Consider the following 19,166-nt stretch of genomic DNA (forward strand, 5'->3'; position numbering starts at 1 on the left):
CTGACGGACCGGCACACCCCTCGTGGGCAGCTCGGTCACACTCCACCCCCTCGTAAGGATGGCGCGGGTCGCCCCACGCCTCGCCTGGAAGCATAAATGACCCACGCCCGGTGCCGGAGCGCCGGACGTGGGTCCCGGGAGGGCCGGCCGGAGGGCATCCGGCGGCTGTTTCCCGACTGAAGCGGTCCTACTCCTCGACGGACATCCCGGCGCGCAGCCGCGCCACGATCCGGCTCAGCAGCCGCGACACGTGCATCTGCGAAACGCCCAGCTCCGCGCCGATCTGCGCCTGGGTCATCTCCTGCCCGAACCGCATCTGCACGATGCGGCGCTCGCGGTCGTCGAGCTGCTCCAGCAGCGGCGCGAGGGTGTGCAGGTTCTCGACCGTCTCCATGGCCGGGTCCCGCTCGCCCAGCATCTCGGCGTAGGCGCGCTGGTCCTGGCCGTCGTCGCCGTCGGAGGACGGGGTGTCGAGCGAGCCGGCCGAGTAGCCGTTGGCGGCGACCAGACCCTCGATGATCTCCTCCTCGGAGAGGTCGAGGTGGGCCGAGAGCTCCTTCACCGTGGGGTCGCGGTCCAGCTGCGAGGAGAGCTGCTCCTTCGCCTTCGCCAGTTCGACGCGCAGCTCCTGGAGCCGGCGCGGCACGTGCACGGACCAGGTGGTGTCGCGGAAGAACCGCTTGATCTCACCCACGATGTAAGGCACCGCGAATGTGGCGAACTCCACCTCGCGGGAGAGGTCGAACCGGTCGATCGCCTTGATCAGGCCGATCGTGCCGACCTGGATGATGTCCTCGGTGTCGTCCCCGCCCCGGTTGCGGAACCGCGAGGCCGCGAACCGCACCAGTGAGAGATTCATCTCGATGAGGGTGTTGCGGGCGTACTGGTGCTCGCGGGTGCCCTCTTCGACCGTCTGGAGGCGGTCGAAGAAGATCTTCGAGAGGGCCCGCGCGTCCTGCGGGGCCACCTTCCCGGCCTCTTCGATCCAGGGCAGTTCGCCCAGGCCCGTCTCCGTACCGACACCGGCAGGTGTCCGCGTTCCCGCCCGGTCGTGCCGCGACGCCTCCGTGGCGTCGGTTCCGGTGGTTCGCAGTGACATCGCCGTCATGGTGTCGCCCTCCCTGTTGCCGTAGCTGTCGGTCCGGCGTCTGCCCGGGTATTCCGGAGTCATGCCTGCCAATTTCAGAAACTTTCGCGGAGATCCCGTCGACGCGGTGGGCGGGCCCTGTCACCGGCAGCCCTGACCGCGCCCGTCTGCGCGCGCGGAGCATGTGTACACCCGGACGGAGGAGGGTTGCGCACATGGCAGACTTGACCGGGTGTCCGGGCCCGCGACGACCGGTGGCCCGCGGGGCAGGCGGTGTCCGGCGGAACGTGGCCGGGGTCACGACGACCTGACCGACTCCGGTTCGCCGACACGACCCAGGACGACAGAGGAAGCAGCAGCATGACGGTGACAGAGGAAAGCCAGGGACTCGCGCCCGGCATCGAGGACTTCGGTCCCGGTATCGCTCCGGAGCGGCTGGCCGTCTGCCTGAGCGTGCTGGACGAGCTCGACTCCATCGACGTCGACCACCCGGACGCCATCAAGGTGCGGCGGGCCACCGCCGGGATCTACCGGACCGTGAAGCAGCGCCGCCGCCAGGAGCGCCGCGCCGCCAAGACGGCCCACGACAAGGCCGTCACCGAGGCGACCGCCACCGGTTCCGCCGAGCGGATCGACGACGAGACGCAGGGCGTCCTGCCCTCCTCCTCGGCCACCGCGGAGATCGCGGGCATCCTCCAGCGGCCGCGTTCCTGCTACATCTGCAAGACCCGTTACACCGAGGTGGACGCCTTCTACCACCAGCTCTGCCAGGACTGCGCCCGCGAGAACCGGGCCCGGCGCGACGCGCGTACGGACCTCACGGGCCGCCGCGCGCTGCTCACCGGCGGCCGGGCGAAGATCGGCATGTACATCGCGCTGCGGCTGCTGCGCGACGGCGCCCACACCACGATCACGACCCGCTTCCCGAACGACGCGATCCGCCGCTTCAAGGCGATGCCGGACAGCGACGAGTGGATCCACCGGCTGAAGATCGTCGGCATCGACCTCCGCGACCCCGCCCAGGTCGTCGCGCTGGCCGACTCCGTCGCCGCCGAGGGCCCGCTGGACATCCTGATCAACAACGCGGCGCAGACGGTACGCCGGTCGCCGCAGGCGTACAGCGAGCTGCTCGCCGCCGAGTCCGCTCCGCTGCCCGCCGGGGTACTGCCGCCCGCCGAGGTCATCGGCACCTTCGGCAGTGGCAGCGTCGACCGCGTGGCCGCGCTGCCCGCCGCCCGCAGGGAGGGGCTGACCGCCGACGACGTCACCGGGCTGGCGCTGGTCACCGGATCCGCCTCACTGGAGCGCATCGCGGCCGGCACGGCCATCGACGCGGGCGGGCTCGTACCCGACCTGCACGACACCAACAGCTGGATCCAGACGGTGGAGGAGGTCGAGCCGATCGAACTTCTGGAGGTGCAGCTCTGCAACTCCACCGCGCCGTTCATCCTGATCAGCCGGCTGCGTCCGGCGATGGCCGCCGCCGCGGGCCGGGCGTACGTGGTCAACGTCTCCGCCATGGAGGGCGTTTTCAGCCGTGGCTACAAGGGAGCGGGCCACCCGCACACCAACATGGCCAAGGCGGCCCTGAACATGCTGACGCGCACCAGCGCCCAGGAGATGTTCGAGAAGGACCGCATCCTGATGACGGCCGTCGACACCGGCTGGATCACCGACGAACGCCCGCACCCGGACAAGATGCGCCTGGCCGAGGAGGGCTTCCACGCCCCCCTCGACCTGGTGGACGGTGCCGCCCGCGTCTACGACCCGATCGTGCGCGGCGAAGCGGGCGAGGAGCTCTACGGCTGCTTCCTGAAGGACTACGCCCCCGCCGGCTGGTGACACCGCCGGCACCATGAGGTTCACAGGACGGCCGCACCCCGACCCGGGGTGCGGCCGTCCTGTCGTCGTCCCGCCCGTCCCACCCGTCCTCGCCGTCCCCGGAGCCCCCCGCCGCAGCCCTGCTGAGCGGATTCATTTGGCCGAAAGTGACCCAAGGCACACGTTCTGTCGAGCGGGATGCCGCTCATTTGGTTACGCTGGGGCGAACGGACGGCACCGAGGGATCCACGAAGCTTCCTCGATCGTCCCGGGACAGGTCTGCAACCAGGCCGTCGTCCCGCCCCGTACCGGCGCCACCGCGACCGTATGCCCATGCCCTTGCCCCTGTGTGCGGCGGTCCGCGGTGGAGAAGCCGCGGTACCCCACTGCCGGGGGTTACGCGACGCGAAGGAGTGCGCGGTGACACCTGAACTGACGACAGACGAGAAGCGACCGGCCGAACGGACCGGCGATCGGGCCCGTAGACCCGAGAAGCTCCGGAACATCGAGGTCTGGGCGAGGTCGGCTCCGATCCGGCTGGCCGGATACGAGGACGACCTCGCCGAACCGCACATCCTGCCCGGCATCGACTGACCCCCGGTCTCCCGCCGTGCACGAGAGCCCCGGTCCCCGCCCCGACGGGTGGGACCGGGGCTCTCGCACGTCCGGGAGGGGCGGTGCGGGCCGCCCCGTCGCGCCGCTCACCCGGAGTCCTCCGGCGGCCGGAGCGGCAGCGGCCGGCGCACCGGGCGCATGAACTCCCGCACGTAGGTGCGGTGCCACCACTGCCCGGTGCTCCGCAGTTCGGCGGCGTCGGTGAAGCGGTACCGGTACACCGACGCCCGCACGTGGGCGGGCGGTCCGTCCGGGAAGGGGTTGTGGCCCAGCAGACGCAGGGTGTCCCGGTCGCCGCGCAGCAGCCGCTCGGTGAGCGGGCCGAACCAGGAACGGGCGTACGCGGGGGAGAGCGCGGCGAACCACATCATCCAGTCGAGCCGCAGATGGTACGGGGCGAACTGGCGGGGGAGCCGGCCCGGATCCCCCGGCTTGCCCCGGAACCCGTACTCCCGCCAGCGCGTGCCCGGGTGGATCACCGTGTCGTCGGTTCCCTCGACGACGACTTCGAGCCGCACCCTGCTGATGCTGCCGAACGCGCCGTAGGTGTTGACCAGATGGAGTGGGTCGTAGGAGCGGTTCATCACCTGGCGACGGGAGAGCAGATTGCGGGCCGGCCGGTAACCGAGCACCAGGAGAAGGACGGTGACGGCGCAGACCACGATCTCGTACCAGAGCGGGGCGGCGGGCAGAGGCCGGGGAGACCCCGCGAGCGGGGACCAGTCGACCGCCGGGAGCGCGAGGGCGACCGTAAGCCAGTTCAGCCAGGCGAAGTTGCCGGAGAGGATCAGCCACAGCTGGGTGACCACCATGACGGCCGCCGCCACGCCCGCCACCGGCTGAGGAGTGAAGAGGAGGAAGGGGACCAGGAGTTGGGTGACGTGGTTGGCTGCCACCTCCATTCGGTGCACCGGGGCCGGCAGATGGTGGAAGAACCAGCTGAGCGGGCCCGGCATCGGCTGCGTCTCATGGTGGAAGTCCAGGCAGGTCAGCCGGCGCCAGCACTCGTCCCCGCGCATCTTGATGAGACCGGCCCCGAACTCCACCCGGAACAGCAGCCAGCGCATCAGCCAGAGCACCAGAACCGGCGGCGCCGTCCGCTCGTTGCCGAGGAAGATCGCCAGGAACCCGGTCTCCAGCAGCAGCGACTCCCAGCCGAAGCCGTACCAGACCTGCCCGACCTGCACGATCGAGAGGTACAGGGCCCAGGGCAGTGCCCACAGGAGCAGGGCGCCCCACAGCGGCAGGAGTCCGTCCAGCCCGGCCAGGAGCGCGACCGAGACCGCGCAGCCGGACCAGGCGACGGCGGCGAAGAAGCGGTCGGAGTAGTGGAGCCGGAAGATCCCGGGAGCGGCGGTCCAGTGGGTGCGCCGCAGCAGTTCGGGCACCGGCAGTATGCCCCGCTCGCCGATGAGCGCGCGGAACTGGAGGGCGGCGGTGAGGAACGCGGTGAGATAGACGGCGGCGAGAGCCCGCTGGAAGATCAGCCTGCTCAGCCCGTAGGTGTCCGCGGTGAACCAGTCCACCGGCGTCAGTATCGTCCGGCCCGGCCCGGCGCCGCGTGACCGACGCGGCGCTCGGGGCGGCCCGTTGTCCTGACTCGGACTCAGGCGGCCGCGATACGGCGCAGTGTCCGCCCCAGGCGCCGGACGTAGCTCCGCTGGAACACCCGGACGAGTGGTCCGGCCAGGCGGCTGTACCAGAGGGCGGGCCGCGAGAACGCCGTGACGGCGAACCAGACGGTGCCGTCGTCCGCCAGCTCCACGACGAAGGACTCCTCGCCCCGCTCCGGATGGCCGTCGAGCGTTCCGTACGCGAACCCGATGCGCTGGGATGTGTACTCGGCCCACACCACCTCGCAGGGGGCCGTGACATGCAACGGCCCCAGGCGCAGAGTCACTTCGACGGAGGTACCCGCCTCGGCGCGGTCGGCGGACGCCGCGACGAGGGTTCCCGCCGCACGGTGCATGCGCCACTCGGTCACCGCCGCACCGGCCGCCTCGAATGCCGCCCGGCCCCGGCCCACCGGGGTGCGGTGGTGCAGATGGTCGTACCCGCGCGGCAGCGGGCGCCGACGGGTGGCGCCGGTCTCCGGATAGGTGAAGGTGCGCACGTCGGCCGTCCCTCTGTTCGCGTAAGCCCGCCGGGCCGTGGTGCCACGGGCGCTACGCGGTGGTCCGCCGTCGAGCCTAGCGCCTCTCTTGAACGTGTTCAAGGCTGCGCCGGGCGGCCGTATCCCGGCTTGCGACCGGTACGGAGGTGCGTCAGACATGAGGAGACCCACCACCCCCGTACGTACTGGCAGGAGAGCACTGTGCGCTCGTCCCGACGACTTCCGTATGCCCTGTCCGCCGTGGTCTCCGTGGCGGCCCTCTCCGCTGCCGGGTGTTCCGGCGCGCCCCGGCCCGCCCGGCCCGCCGCGACGAGCGTCGGCCACGAGGTGCTGCTCCAGCCGGCCGCCGCCCGGGGACCCGCGCCCTTCACCCGGTCCACGGCCGGAGCGGTCCCCGGGGCCGAGGACGCCCCGGCGCTTCCGGCGGGCGGCGCCCCCGCCGCCGCTCCGGCCGTCCGCACCGTCACGGGCGACGCGGCGGGGCTCTACGGAGGCGTCCGGAACACGCCCAGCTGCGATGTGGGCGCGCAGGCCGACCTGCTGACCGAGGACGCCGCCCGGGCCAGGGCCTTCGCTCGGGTGGCGGGCATCGAGGCGGTGCAGATCCCCGGATACCTGCGCGCGCTGACCCCGGTGGTGCTGCGGGCCGACGTGCGGGTCACCGACCACGGCTTCGCCTCGGGCGCCCCCACCAGCTTCCAGACCGTGCTCCAGGCAGGCACCGCCGTGATGGTCGACGGCCGGGGGCTGCCCCGGGTGCGGTGCGCCTCCGGCAACCCGCTCGCGCCCGCGGTGGCCCTCACGGGCCGGATCGCCGACCGGGGCGAACGCTGGGCCGGGTACGCCCCCGAGCGGGTGCTGGACGTCGCTCCCAGCTCGGGCGTGCTGGAGGCCCTGGTCATCGCGGATCTCGTCGAGGGGACGTGGATCGAGCGGCCGAGTGGAGAGGGCGCCGAGGACAGGAACCCCTCCGCCCCGCCGGCGGCCGCCCCTGGCGACGGCTTCTTCCCCTTCTCGCCCGACGCCTCGGACGGAGCGCGGCAGGTGCCCGACGGCACGGCGGACTCCGATCCCGGTGCCGCCCCCGGCCCGGACGGCGCTCCCGCCCCCGGTTCCCCGGACCCGGGCGACGGTCTGCCCGACTTCACGGGGGATCCCTACGTGGACCTGCCGGACTTCACCTCTGACCCGTACGCGGACCTGCCGGACTTCACGGGGGATCCGTACGTGGATCTGCCGGACTTCACCGGGGATCCGTACGCGGACCTGCCGGACTTCACGGGGGATCCGTACGTGGATCTGCCGGACTTCACCGGGGACGCGGACTCCGGAGTCCAGGAGCCCGCCCGGGTTCCGGGTGAGGCGGAGGCGGCCCAGGAGACGTCCACGGCGTGACCGTCACAGGCCGCGTCGCGTTGCCGGGGCCCGCCCGCCTCGCGAACCGCTCGAAGAATCGGACAAAGGGTGGCAGAGTGGCCGACATGGATGATCGGGTAGCGGGTGCCCTGTCATTCCCGGAAGACTGGCCCGCCCACCCGGACCTCAGCCTCGCCCTGAACCGTATGGGCAGCTTCGACTGGGATCTCGACAGCGGCCTCATGCACATGGACCAGCCCGCACTGGACGTGTTCGATCTGCGGGCCGAGGAGTACGACGACCAGCCGACCTCCCTCTCCCTGCGGGTGCCCGAGGACGAGGGTGCCCGGCTCGACGCCATGGTCACGCAGGCGCTGAAGGCGGGACGGGAGAGCTACGGCGCCTACTTCCGCTGCCGGCTCCGCGACGGCTCGCTGCGCTGGACCCACACGCAGGGGTTCATCCGCCGCGACGCCGAGGGCCGGCCCCGCCGCATCCTGGGCATCGTCCGGGACGCCTCCCAGGAACTGGCGGACTCCGCCGCGCGTCAGGAACTCGACGAGGAACGGCGCCGGCGGACCAGCCTGGTGCAGGCCACGTCGGCGGCGCTCGCCCACGCACGTACCGTGCAGGACGTCATCGACGTGCTCAAGAACTCCCGGGGCCTGGCCCACCTGGGGGCGACCAGCCTCGTCATGGGGCTGCTGGAGGCCGGGCGCATCCACCTGGTGGCGGACGGGCCCGAGGGGTCGTTCGTGCCGGGCACCCGCTACACGCGGGTGGACGAGCGGTACCCGATGAGCGAGGTGCTGCGGACGCTGGACCCCCGGTTCATCGAGACCTCCGAGGACTTCGCCACCTCGTACCCCGAGCTCTGGGAGCAGGTCGGCCACCTCGGGATCACCTCCGCCGCCTATCTGCCGCTGATCGCCCAGGCCCGCCCGATCGGCGCGCTCGGCCTGCTCTACGACGACCGGGTGGGCTTCGCCGCCGACGAGCGCAACCTCCTGGTCTCCCTCGGGAGTTCGATCGCGCAGAGCCTCCAGCGCGCGATGCTCTACGAGCAGGAGCACGACCTCGCCGAGGGGCTCCAGCAGGCGATGCTGCCGCGCCGCATTCCGGAGGTGCCGGGCGCGCAGGTCGCCGTCCGCTACCGCTCTGCCCGGATGGGACGCGACATCGGCGGCGACTGGTACGACGTCATCCCGCTCCCCGGCGGCCGGGTCGGCGCCGTCATCGGGGACGTGCAGGGCCACGACACCCACGCCGCGGCCGTGATGGGACAGCTCCGGATCGTGCTGCGCGCCTACGCGGCCGAGGGGCACAGCCCCGCCACGGTCATGGCCCGCGCCTCCGTCTTCCTGCACGAGCTGGACACCGACCGCTTCGCCACCTGCAACTACGCCGAGGTCGACCTGACCACCGGGGTGATGCAGATGGTCCGGGCCGGGCACATGGAACCGCTGATCCGCAACCCCGACGGCAGCTGCCACAAGCTGTTCGTCGAAGGCGGCCTGCCGCTCGGGCTCTCCGCCGAGTTCGGCAGCCTGGACTATCCGGTGAGCACCGTCGAACTCGACCCCGGGCAGACGCTGGTGTTCTACACCGACGGGCTGGTGGAGCTCCCCGACACCGATTTCGACGCCGGAATGCGGCTGCTGACCGACATGGTGCGGGGCGGCCCGCAGGACATCCGGCGGCTGGCCGACCAGCTCTGCGAGTCGGTCGACGAGCACGGCGGCGAGGACGACGTGGCAGTCCTCCTGCTGCGGCGGGACGCGGCGCCCACACCCCAGCCCGGCGGGCGGCTCCGGCAGCACGTCGCCCAGAACGACCCGGAGGCGCTGAGTTCGGCCCGCCACATGATCCGGGCGGCGGTCCGCGCCTGGGGTGCCAGGGAACGCGCGGACGAGATCGAACTCGCCGCCGACGAGCTGATCACCAACGCCCTGATGCATACGGACGGCGGGGCGATCGTCACCATCCGGATCCTCGCCGGAGGCGAGCGCCGGCTGCGCGTGGACGTGGAGGACCGCTCCAGCGCGCTGCCGCGCCGCCGCGACGCGGGGGACGCCGGAGTCTCCGGGCGCGGGCTGATGCTCGTCGACCGGCTCGCCGACGTCTGGGGGGTGGAGTCGCGAGGCGGCGGCAAGTGCGTCTGGGGGGAGTTCCTCATCCCCGAACGGTTCGACCGGCCGGGCCGGCCCGGCCGCCGCGAGCCCCACGAGCTCCCCGACCGTCCGGAGCCGCCCGACCGGCCCGGCGGCCCCGGACGGTTCAACCCGTCCCGGCGTTCCTGAGCCCCGCCCTCACCCGGACGCGGACCGGACTTTGCCAGCCCGTGAACGGATTCCGGCGCCTACTGTGCGGTAGCGGAAAGTAACATGTCCGTTCTTGACCGTAACCGACCGCCGTGGTTTGACTGGGGTCGTACGGCGGTCCAGCTCTTCCCCCGATGACATGAGGTCCCGCATGGGTACCGAACTGCTCGCCCCTCTCGATCTGGCCTTCTGGCACCTGGAGTCCGAGGCCCACCCGATGCACCTGGGCGCGCTCGCCGTCTTCTCCCCGGTGTCCGGTGGCCCTCGGCAGGACGTGCTGGAACTGCTCCGGGAGCGCGCGGCCGCCGTCCCGCGGCTCCGGATGCGGGTACGGGACGTCCTGCTGCCCCTCGGCGGCGCGGCCTGGTCCACCGACAAGGACTTCGACGTCCGCCTCCATGTGCACCGCGCCGCCCTGCCACCGGGGGACTTCATGGCGGCGGCGGCCTCGCTCGCGGGCGACCTGATGGAACGCCCGATCGCCCGGGGGCTGCCGCCCTGGGAGATGTACCTGCTGGAGAGCGGGTCCGGCGACGGTCCGTTCGCCGTGCTGGTGAAGCTGCACCACGCGCTGGCCGACGGCATGCGCGCCGTCGCGATCGGTGCGGGCATCTTCGACGAGATCGCGGCCGTCGCCTCCCGCCGCGCGACGGCCGTACGGCGCACCCCCGTCCCGCCGCGCTCCTGGATGCCCGGCCCCCGGGAGGTCGCCGGTCTCGCGCTCGGCCGGCTCGAAGAGGTCGGGCGGGCGCTGGGCGTCGGAGCCTCCGTGGTCCGCGCGAGCCGGCTGGCGCCCGGCGGCTCCGGCGCCCTGGCGGCAGGCTCCAGCGGCACCCGGCGGCTCGTCACCGCGGACCTGGACGCCGAGGCCGTGCAGCGCGTCCGCAGAGCCGAAGGCGGTACGGCCAACGACGTGCTGCTCGCCGTCGTCGCCGGGGCGCTGAGGCGCTGGATGACCGGGCGCGGCGAGGAACTGCCGGGTGACGATCCCCGGGCCCTGGTGCCCGTCTCGCGCCGGCGCCCCGGCTCGGCCGCCCAGAACGGCAACCGTCTCTCCGCCTACCTCCTCGGCCTCCCGGTCTCCGAACCGGACGCCCGCCGCCGGCTGCGGGCCGTACGCATCGCGATGGAACGCAACAAGGCGGCAGGCCCGCTGAAGGGCGCGGGAGCCGTCGCCGTACTGGCCGACCGGCTGCCGCCGCTCGCCCACCGCTTCGGCGCCCCGCTGGCCGGGAACGCGGCCCGGATGCTCTTCGACCTCCTGGTCACCAGCGTCCCGCTGCCGCGCGCCGATCTCTCGCTGGGCGGCTGCCCGCTGCGCTCCCTCTACCCGATGGCCCCGCTGGCGCGTGGGCAGTCGCTCGCCGTGGCGCTCTCGACGTACGGCGGGCGGGTGCAGGTCGGGCTCGTCGCCGACGGCCGGGCGCTCCCCGACCTCGACCTGCTCGGAGCGGCGATGACGGACGAACTCGCGTCGCTCCAGGAGCTCGCCGGGGCACCCCTGCGAGCCCTCGGCCTGGTGAAGTGATCGGACTGATTCTCGACGAAGGGGGGAAATGAGCGGCGTCTGTCCGGTTGACTTGCCCCAGTGATCCGATGAATCATCGCCCTGTACGGAAAGCGATCATTCAGTGAGGGCGGCAGGCCATGCGGCGCAGCACACTCGGACGTACCGCCGTGGAGGTCACCGAACTGTCCTTCGGGGCAGCGGCCATCGGCAATCTCTTCAGCGCCGTCGACCCCGAGCAGGCGGCCCTCGCGGTGGACGCCGCGTGGGACGAGGGCGTCCGGCACTTCGACACCGCCCCGCACTACGGACTCGGCCTCTCCGAGCGGCGGCTCGGTGCCGCGCTGCGGTCCCGGCCCCGCGCCTCCTACACCCTCTCCACCAAGGTCGGGCGGATCCTCGACCCACTGCCCGCCGGAACACCGGTGCCGGACGGCCTCGACGACGGCTTCGCCGTGCCGGTGACCCACCGCAGGCGCTGGGACTTCAGCGCGGACGGAGTGCGCAGGTCCATCGAGGACAGCCTGCGGCGCCTCGGCCTCGACCGGATCGACGTGGCCTATCTGCACGACCCCGACGACCACGCGGACGCCGCCTTCGGCGAGGCGTACCCCGCCCTGGAACGGCTGCGCGACGAGGGTGTCGTCGGCGCGATCGGCGCCGGAATGAACCAGACCGCGATGCTCACCCGCTTCCTGAGGGAGACCGACGTCGACGTCGTGCTCTGCGCCGGCCGCCACACCCTGCTCGACGGCAGCGCACTGGACGAACTCCTCCCCGAGGCCGAGGCCAGGGGTCGCAGCGTCGTCGTGGGCGGGGTCTTCAACTCGGGCCTCCTCGCCGACCCGCGCCCCGGCGCCCCCTACGACTACGCGGCCGCCCCCGCCGCCCTGCTCGAACGCGCCCTGCGCATGAAGGCCGTCACCGAGGCGCACGGCGTCCCGCTGCGCGCCGCCGCCCTGCACCACTCCCTCGCCCACCCGGCCGTCGCAAGCGTGCTGGTCGGCACCCGCTCGCCCGACGAGGTGCGCGACGCCGCAGCCCTGCTGCGCACCCCGCTGCCCCCGGCGCTCTGGGACGACCTGCGGGACGAAGGACTCCTCCCGGCCCCCGGCGCACCCACCGGGTCCCGCGCCCCCGAGGAGCGCTGACATGACCGCCCCCGCGACGATCGTCGACGCCCACCACCACGTCTGGGACCTCTCCGTACGCGACCAGGAGTGGATCACCGGCGAGGAACTCGCCCCCATCCGGCGCAGCTTCACCCTCGCCGACCTGGAACCCGAGGCCCGCGCGGCGGGCGTGGGCGCCACCGTCCTCGTCCAGACCGTCACCGTCGCCGAGGAGACGCCCGAGTTCCTCGCCCTCGCCCACGGCAGCGACCTCGTCGCCGGGGTCGTCGGCTGGACCGACCTCACCGCCCCGGACGTCGCCGACACCCTCGCCGCACTGCGGGAGCTGCCCGGCGGCGACCTGCTGACCGGCATCCGCCACCAGGTCCAGGGCGAGAGCGACCCGCGCTGGCTGCTCCGCCCCGAGGTGCGCCGCGGCCTCGCCGCCGTCGCCGCCGCCGGTCTCGCCTACGACCTGATCGTCCGCCCCCACCAGCTGCCCGCCGCCACCGAGGCCGCAGCACTGCTGCCCGGGCTCACCTTCGTACTCGACCACGCCGGGAAGCCCCCCGTCGCCCAGGGGCACCTCCAGCCCTGGGCCGACGACCTGCGCGCACTGGCCGCGCTGCCGAACACGGTCTGCAAGCTCTCCGGCCTCGTCACCGAAGCCGACCCGCACCACTGGACCACGGACGACCTGCGCCCCTTCACCGACGTCCTGCTCGACGCGTTCGGACCGCACCGGCTGATGTTCGGCTCGGACTGGCCGGTGTGCCGGCTCGCCGCCCCGTACGCGGAGGTCCTGGACGCCGCGCGCACGCTCACCGCGGACCTCTCCGAGGACGAGCGCGCAGCCGTCTTCGCCGGGACGGCGACCCGCGTGTACCGGCTCGCCTGAACCACCCTCCGGCGCGAGTGGCCCCGGCCAGCGGTGGCCGACCGTACGGGGCCTGCGGCAGGCTGGACACATGCCCGAGCTGCCGGAAGTCGAAGCCCTGCGGGTCTTCCTCGGCGACCACCTGGTCGGCAGGGAGATCGCCCGCGTCCTCCCGCTCTCCGTCAACGTGCTCAAGACGTACGCCCCGCCACCCGCCGCGCTGGAGGGCGCCACCGTCACCTCGGTGGACCGGCACGGCAAGTTCCTCGACATCGGTGCCGGCCCGCTCCACCTCGTCACCCATCTGGCCCGGGCCGGTTGGCTCCGGTGGCGGGACTCCTTCCCCGCCAAACCGCCCGGACCCGGCAAGGGGCCGCTCGCCCTGCGTGTGGTCCTCGTCGGCGACGACGGATTCGACCTGACCGAGATGGGCAGCAAGAAGCGGCTCGCCGTGTACCTCGTCCACGACCCGGCGGACGTACCCGGCATCGCCCGGCTCGGCCCCGACCCGCTCGCCCCTGAGTTCGACCGGGAGGCCCTCGCCGCCCTTCTCGACGGGGAGCGCCGCCAGATCAAGGGGGCGCTCCGCGACCAGTCGCTGATCGCGGGCATCGGCAACGCCTACAGCGACGAGATCCTGCACGCGGCGAAGATGTCCCCGTTCAAGCGAACCGCAGACCTCGGCGAGGACGACATCAGTCACCTCCACACCGCGCTGCGCGCCACCCTGGAGGACGCGGTGGCCCGCTCCAGCGGGGTCGCCGCCGGTGAGCTCAAGTCCGAGAAGCGCAGTGGCATGCGCGTTCACGGACGTGCGGGGGAGCCCTGCCCGGTCTGCGGGGACACCGTCCTGGAGGTGTCCTTCAGTGATTCCGCCCTCCAGTACTGCCCCACCTGCCAGACGGGCGGGAAGCCGCTCGCCGACCGCAGGACGTCACGCTTCCTGAAATGAACAGGTCACGCAGAGGCCGCCGGGCACCGCCTACACTCCGGCCTCATGCTGCGCGTACTCGCCGTCGACGACGAAGAACCGGCCCTGGAGGAACTCCTCTACCTCCTGCGCGCCGACCCCCGCATCCGCAGCGCCGAAGGCGCCACCGGCGCCACCGAGGCGCTGCGCCGCATCGGCGCCGCGGTCGACGCGGGACCCGACGACCCCGGCGCGATCGACGTCGTCTTCCTGGACATCCACATGGCCGGCCTCACCGGGCTCGACATCGCCCAGCTGCTGGCAGGGTTCGCCGCGCCGCCGCTCATCGTCTTCGTCACCGCCCACGAGGGCTTCGCCGGCCACGCCTTCGACCTCAGGGCCGTCGACTACGTGCTCAAGCCCGTGCGCCGCGAACGCCTCGCCGAGGCCGTCCGCCGCGCCGCCGAACAGATGGGGGAGCGCACCGCCCCCGTGCACGACACCGGCGGCGACCCGGTGCAGGTCGAGCTCGGCGGAGTGATCCGGTTCGTGCCCGTCGAGGACATCGCGTACGCCGAGGCCCAGGGCGACTACGCCCGCCTGCACACCGACACCGGCAGCCACCTGGTACGCATTCCGCTCACCACGCTGGAGGAGCGCTGGCGCTCCCGGGGCTTCGTCCGCATCCACCGCCGCCACCTCGTCGCCCTCGCCCGCATCGACGAACTCCGTCTGGACGCGGGCAGCATGAGCGTCCGCATCGGCGGTGCGGAACTCGCCGTGAGCCGCCGCCACAGCCGGGCCCTGCGCGATCGGCTGATGCGCCAGGGAAGCCGCTGACCAGGCCCCTTCCCAGCCGGCCCCCGCGCGCCCTAAACTTCCAGCCCATGTCCGCAGAGCCCACGCCCCGGCGCGAGGTCGTCACCGGAGTACCCCGGCGGGTGCGTCCGCTGCCGCGCCACCGCACCCAGTCCGAGATCGACGAACAGACCGCCCTCGGCGGAGCGTACGTACGCTCGTTGATGCGCAGCCAGCTCCGGGCCGGGCTCACCGCCTTCGCCGCCCTCGCCCTCGTCGCCGGCACCCTCCCGCTCGTCTTCACCACCCTGCGCAGTGGCGCGGTCGTCTGGGCCGCCCTCGGGTTCGCCGCCTACCCGCCGATCACCCTGCTCGCGTGGTGGTACGTACGCCGGGCCGAACGCAACGAGCGGGACTTCGCCCGGCTCGTGGAAGGCCGCCCCGCCCTGTGAGGAACCCCTCCGGCCCCCCGCCCGGCCACTCCGCTCGCTGTCCCGGTAAAGGCGGCTCCGGTGAAGGACGCGCCGGTGAAGGACGCCCACGTGAAGGGTGCCCCGGACGGTGAACGTGCCCGACCACGCGGCGTCGTGGGCCGCGGTCGCCCTCGTCGTCCTCGCCACCGTGCTCGTCGGCGGATTCGGCCTGCGGATATCCCGCACCACCTCCGACTTCTACGTCGCCTCCCGCACCGTCCGCCCCCGGCTGAACGCGGCGGCGATCAGCGGCGAATACCTCTCCGCCGCCTCCTTCCTCGGCATCGCCGGACTGGTGCTCGTGCACGGCCCCGACATGCTCTGGTACCCGGTCGGCTACACGGCCGGATATCTGGTGCTCCTCTTCTTCGTCGCGGCCCCGCTGCGCCGCTCGGGGGCGTACACCCTGCCCGACTTCGCCGAAGGACGCCTCGAGTCGCGCCAGGTACGCCGACTGGTCAGCGTCTTCGTCGTCGGCGCGGGCTGGCTCTACCTCGTGCCCCAGCTCCAGGGGGCCGGGCTCACCCTCCAGATCCTCACCGGCGCACCCGGCTGGCTCGGGGACGTACTCGTCGCCTCGGTGGTCGTGGTCGCGGTCGCGGCGGGTGGGATGCGGTCGATCACCTTCGTCCAGGTCTTCCAGTACTGGCTGAAGCTGACCGCGCTGCTGGTCCCCGCGCTCTTCCTGGTACTCGCCTGGCAGGGTGACGGCCGCCCGGCCGTCACCTTCGGCGGACAGCACGCCGTCTTCCGCGCCGACCACCCGCTCTACGCCACGTACGGACTGATCGTCGCGACCTTCCTCGGCACCATGGGGCTCCCGCACGTCGTCGTCCGCTTCTACACCAGCCCCAACGGCCGCGACGCGCGCCGCACCACCGTGGCCGTGCTCGCCCTCGTCGGCGTCTTCTACCTGCTGCCGCCCGTCTACGGAGCGCTGGGGCGCCTCTACGCCCCCGAGCTGCGGCACGGCGCCGACGCCGACGCCGCCGTCCTGCTGCTGCCCGCGCGGGTCATCGGAGGGCTCGGCGGCGACCTGCTGGGCGCCCTGATCGCCGGAGGCGCCTTCGCCGCGTTCCTCTCCACCGCCTCCGGACTGACCGTCGCCGTGGCCGGGGTCATCACCCAGGACGTCCTGCCGCAGCGTGGCGTGCGCTACTTCCGGCCCGCGACCGTCCTCGCCATCGCCGTACCGCTGGCCGGGTCGCTGCTGGTCAGCCGGGTGCCGGTGGCCGACGCGGTGGCCATGGCCTTCGCCGTGTCCGCCTCGTCCTTCTGCCCCCTGCTGGTGCTCGGCATCTGGTGGCGCCGCCTCACCCCGCCGGGAGCCATCGCCGGACTCCTGCTCGGCGGCGGCTCGGCGCTCCTCGCCGTCGCGATCACGGTGAGCGGTGCCGTACGGCCGCCGGGCTGGCCCCACGCGCTGCTGGCCTGGCCCGCCGTGTGGTCGGTGCCGGTCGGCTTCCTCGCGATGGTCCTCGTCTCGCTCGCCACCCCGGGGCGCGTACCCCCGGGCACCAACGCGGCGATGACCCGCTTCCACCTGCCGGAAGCCCTGACGGCGGGGAGGGAGCGATGACCGGGGCGCAGATCGCGGTCCTCGCCCTGCCGGCCGTCCTGCTGGCCGGAGCGGCCTTCCTGCTCGGCCGTCGCACCGCGCGTCCCGTAGGGCCCAGCGACGTCGGCACCCCCGTCGAGCACGCGACCTTCGAGACCCTGCACACCGCGTCGCTGGCCGCACCCCCCCTGCGGGCCGGACTGACCGAGGACAGCGCCCGGCGCTCCGCACGCCGGCTGCGCTCCCTGCTGGGCACGGACGCGCTCTGCCTCACCGACCGGGAGCGGGTGCTCGTCTGGGACGGCGCGGGACACCACCACGGCCCCGAGGTCATGGAACAGGTCAGGAACCTGCTGGAGAACGGCCGCGACACCGCCTTCGCCACCGACTGCGAGGACATCGACTGCCCGCTGCGCTGGGCGGTGGCGGTGCCGCTCACCGTCGACAACCGGGTTCTCGGGGCGCTCGTCGCCCACGCGCCGCGCGAATCCGCGGTGCTGGCCCGCGCGACGGGCGAAGTGGCCCGCTGGGTCTGTGTGCAACTGGAACTCGCCGAACTCGACCGCTCCCGAACCCAGTTGATCGAGGCCGAGATCAAGGCACTGCGGGCCCAGATCTCCCCGCACTTCATCTTCAACTCGCTCGCCGCCATCGCGTCCTTCGTCCGCACCGACCCTGAGCAGGCCCGTGAACTCCTCCTGGAGTTCGCCGACTTCACCCGCTATTCCTTCCGCCGTCACGGCGACTTCACCACGCTCGCCGACGAACTCCACTCCATCGACCAGTACTTGGCGCTGGTGCGTGCACGGTTCGGCGAGCGTCTCTCGGTCACCCTGCAAGTGGCGCCCGAGGTGCTGCCCGTCGCGCTGCCCTTCCTCTGCCTCCAGCCACTCGTCGAGAACGCCGTCAAGCACGGGCTCGAAGGGGCCGTCACCCGAAGCCGGATCACCATCTCCGCCCTGGACGCGGGCTCCGAGGCCGAGGTCGTCATCGAGGACGACGGCACCGGTATGGACCCCGAACTACTGCGGCAGATCCTGCGCGGCGAGGGCGGTGCGTCGAGCGGCATCGGCCTGCTCAACGTCGACGAGCGGCTGCGCCAGGTATACGGCGACGACTACGGGCTCGTCATCGAGACCGGCGTCGGCGCGGGCATGAAGGTCACTCTGCGGTTCCCCAAGTACCGCGCCGGCGTGCACGGTTCCTGACCGGGTGCCGATCGGCGGGCGGCAGTCCGGCGACACGCCCCAGGCCACGCGGCATCCGCCTACACGGAGGTGGTGCAGGCTTCCGGCTTCCTCGCCCGGCCGGCCGCGCGGGACCTGTCGGAGTAGCCGGGCAGGCCGCGCTGGAGCAGCCGGAGGGCGTAGTAGGAGCGCGACTTGACCGTGCCCGGCGGAATGCCGAGTACCTCGGCCGTCTCCCCGACGCTGAGCCCGCGGAAGTAGATCTCCTCCAGCACCGCACGGTGTTCGGGGCTCAGGCCGCGTACCGCCGCGCGCACGTCCAGGGAGCGGACCGCCGAGTCGGCGGTGTCCAGCGGGGCGGACGCGCACTCCAGCACGGAGTCGCTCACCTCGGCGGGGCGCGCCTGCCGGGACCGCCGCGCGTCGATGGCGAGGCGCCGGGCCACGGTGAAGAGCCACGGCCGCATGGACTCGTACGGTGCGGCGAAGGCCTCGGGGTGCTGCCACGCGCGCACCAGCGTCTCCTGGACCAGGTCCTCGGCCCCTTGGCTGTCGCCGTAGGTCAGTTGCTGGAGGAAGTGCAGGAGCGCGGGACCGTGTTCCCGCAGCAGCTCCGCGATGGCCCGCTCGTCGGTGGTCGTCGTGGACATCGTGGAACGTCCCTTCCCGCAGGTCGCAGGCGGCCTCGTCGCCGCCTGGCGTATACGAACCCATCCGACGGGCGGAGGACCAGGCTGCGGGCCGGAGCGTGCGACGAGCGGTCGCACGGTGCGGTGAACGGTCGTAACCCCCTCGGCGGCGGGTCCCGACGAGCCCCGCGGGCTACGGCACCACCGTCACCGGCCAGCGGCCCGCCTTCACCAGCCGTACCGCCACCGAGCCGATGATCCGGTGCCCGGCCGACTCGGAGGCACCGACCACCACGGCGTCCGCCTTCAGCTCGTCCGCGGCGGTGACGAGCCCGTTGTACGGGTCGCCGGGGAAGGTGTGGAACTCCCAGCGCACGTCCCAGGTGTCCTTCGTCCGTTCCGTGGCCATGCGGATCTCGTTGATCAGCCCCTCGGCCACGTCGCCGGTGGTTCCCGCCACCGGTGCCCCGAGCGCCGCACCGGTGACCATCAGGGGCTGGACGTAGACCAGCGCCAGCGTGGCGTGCTGCCTGCGGGCGAGCCCGGCGGCGTAGGCGGCCGCCCGCATGGAGGACTCGGAGCCGTCAATGCCCGCGACGATCACCTTGGGACCATCCGTGCCTCGTTCGAACTGGTGTCGCTGTTGGTCGGTCACGGCTGGAAGGCTAGCCGCTTCGGCGCGCGGCGCCGAACGGGGTCCCACGTGCGGTGTTGGACCGGTCGGCACAGGCGTGACCCTTCCATCGGGTGGACCTCGCCCGGCCCTCGTGTCGAAAAGTCCGGCGAAAGGATCTTCGTGCGA

Annotated in this window: 17 protein-coding genes; 12 read left to right on the plus strand and 5 right to left on the minus strand. The window is 72.8% G+C overall.

Translation table 11 applies throughout. The features are described 5' to 3' along the window. Positions 1-187: 187 nt before the first annotated feature. Positions 188-1,108, minus strand: coding sequence for an RNA polymerase sigma factor SigF (locus ACWCSV_RS29165; protein WP_451147294.1), 921 nt, complete (start codon positions 1,106-1,108; stop codon positions 188-190). A gap of 339 nt (positions 1,109-1,447) precedes the next feature. Between ACWCSV_RS29165 and ACWCSV_RS29170 the strand changes: the two genes are divergently transcribed. Continuing rightward, complete coding sequence (locus tag ACWCSV_RS29170; protein WP_451147248.1) at positions 1,448-2,929, plus strand: SDR family NAD(P)-dependent oxidoreductase; 1,482 nt, start codon at positions 1,448-1,450, stop codon at positions 2,927-2,929. A 399-nt stretch (positions 2,930-3,328) separates the two neighbouring features. Continuing rightward, positions 3,329-3,502, plus strand: coding sequence for a hypothetical protein (locus ACWCSV_RS29175; protein WP_390961156.1), 174 nt, complete (start codon positions 3,329-3,331; stop codon positions 3,500-3,502). Positions 3,503-3,609: 107 nt separating this feature from the next. On the opposite strand, the gene ACWCSV_RS29180 is transcribed toward ACWCSV_RS29175, so the two are convergent. Next, positions 3,610-5,049: a lipase maturation factor family protein gene (locus ACWCSV_RS29180; protein ID WP_451147250.1), complete on the minus strand. Its 1,440-nt coding sequence runs from the start codon at positions 5,047-5,049 to the stop codon at positions 3,610-3,612. 80 nt (positions 5,050-5,129) lie between these two features. After that, positions 5,130-5,636 carry a DUF1990 family protein gene (locus ACWCSV_RS29185; RefSeq protein ID WP_451147252.1) on the minus strand — a complete coding sequence of 169 codons (507 nt, stop codon included), beginning with the start codon at positions 5,634-5,636 and terminating at the stop codon, positions 5,130-5,132. Between the two features lie 201 nt (positions 5,637-5,837). On the opposite strand from ACWCSV_RS29185, the gene ACWCSV_RS29190 reads away from it, so the two are divergent. From ACWCSV_RS29190 to ACWCSV_RS29235, 10 genes are all read left to right on the plus strand, one after another. Further along, entirely contained in the window at positions 5,838-7,031 is a 1,194-nt protein-coding gene (locus tag ACWCSV_RS29190) for a DUF6777 domain-containing protein (RefSeq protein ID WP_451147254.1), read from the plus strand. 86 nt (positions 7,032-7,117) lie between these two features. Next, positions 7,118-9,292, plus strand: coding sequence for a SpoIIE family protein phosphatase (locus ACWCSV_RS29195; RefSeq protein ID WP_451147256.1), 2,175 nt, complete (start codon positions 7,118-7,120; stop codon positions 9,290-9,292). A gap of 172 nt (positions 9,293-9,464) precedes the next feature. After that, a complete protein-coding gene (locus ACWCSV_RS29200) occupies positions 9,465-10,841 on the plus strand; it encodes a wax ester/triacylglycerol synthase family O-acyltransferase (RefSeq protein WP_451147258.1) in 1,377 nt (458 codons plus the stop codon). A 119-nt stretch (positions 10,842-10,960) separates the two neighbouring features. Then, positions 10,961-11,971, plus strand: a complete 1,011-nt coding sequence (locus tag ACWCSV_RS29205) for an aldo/keto reductase (RefSeq protein ID WP_451147260.1) — start codon at positions 10,961-10,963, stop codon at positions 11,969-11,971. Position 11,972: 1 nt separating this feature from the next. Beyond that, positions 11,973-12,830, plus strand: coding sequence for an amidohydrolase family protein (locus ACWCSV_RS29210; protein WP_451147262.1), 858 nt, complete (start codon positions 11,973-11,975; stop codon positions 12,828-12,830). A gap of 70 nt (positions 12,831-12,900) precedes the next feature. Then, a complete protein-coding gene (locus ACWCSV_RS29215; RefSeq protein WP_451147264.1) occupies positions 12,901-13,761 on the plus strand; it encodes an Fpg/Nei family DNA glycosylase in 861 nt (286 codons plus the stop codon). A gap of 45 nt (positions 13,762-13,806) precedes the next feature. Continuing rightward, complete coding sequence (locus tag ACWCSV_RS29220; protein ID WP_451147266.1) at positions 13,807-14,559, plus strand: LytR/AlgR family response regulator transcription factor; 753 nt, start codon at positions 13,807-13,809, stop codon at positions 14,557-14,559. Positions 14,560-14,606: 47 nt separating this feature from the next. Then, positions 14,607-14,969 carry a hypothetical protein gene (locus ACWCSV_RS29225; protein WP_451147268.1) on the plus strand — a complete coding sequence of 121 codons (363 nt, stop codon included), beginning with the start codon at positions 14,607-14,609 and terminating at the stop codon, positions 14,967-14,969. A gap of 109 nt (positions 14,970-15,078) precedes the next feature. Continuing rightward, positions 15,079-16,569, plus strand: a complete 1,491-nt coding sequence (locus ACWCSV_RS29230) for a sodium/solute symporter (protein WP_451147270.1) — start codon at positions 15,079-15,081, stop codon at positions 16,567-16,569. Continuing rightward, positions 16,566-17,756, plus strand: coding sequence for a sensor histidine kinase (locus ACWCSV_RS29235; RefSeq protein WP_451147272.1), 1,191 nt, complete (start codon positions 16,566-16,568; stop codon positions 17,754-17,756). The genes ACWCSV_RS29230 and ACWCSV_RS29235 overlap by 4 nt, the downstream gene beginning before the upstream one ends. 59 nt (positions 17,757-17,815) lie before the next feature. Here ACWCSV_RS29235 and ACWCSV_RS29240 read toward each other — a convergent pair whose 3' ends face one another. Next, the gene (locus ACWCSV_RS29240; RefSeq protein WP_451147274.1) at positions 17,816-18,385 is read right to left on the minus strand and encodes a sigma-70 family RNA polymerase sigma factor; all 570 of its coding nucleotides are present in this window, start codon (positions 18,383-18,385) and stop codon (positions 17,816-17,818) included. Between the two features lie 172 nt (positions 18,386-18,557). Further along, a complete protein-coding gene (locus tag ACWCSV_RS29245) occupies positions 18,558-19,019 on the minus strand; it encodes a universal stress protein (RefSeq protein ID WP_451147276.1) in 462 nt (153 codons plus the stop codon). Positions 19,020-19,166: the final 147 nt, after the last annotated feature.

Source organism: Streptomyces sp. NPDC001770 (genome assembly GCF_053596135.1).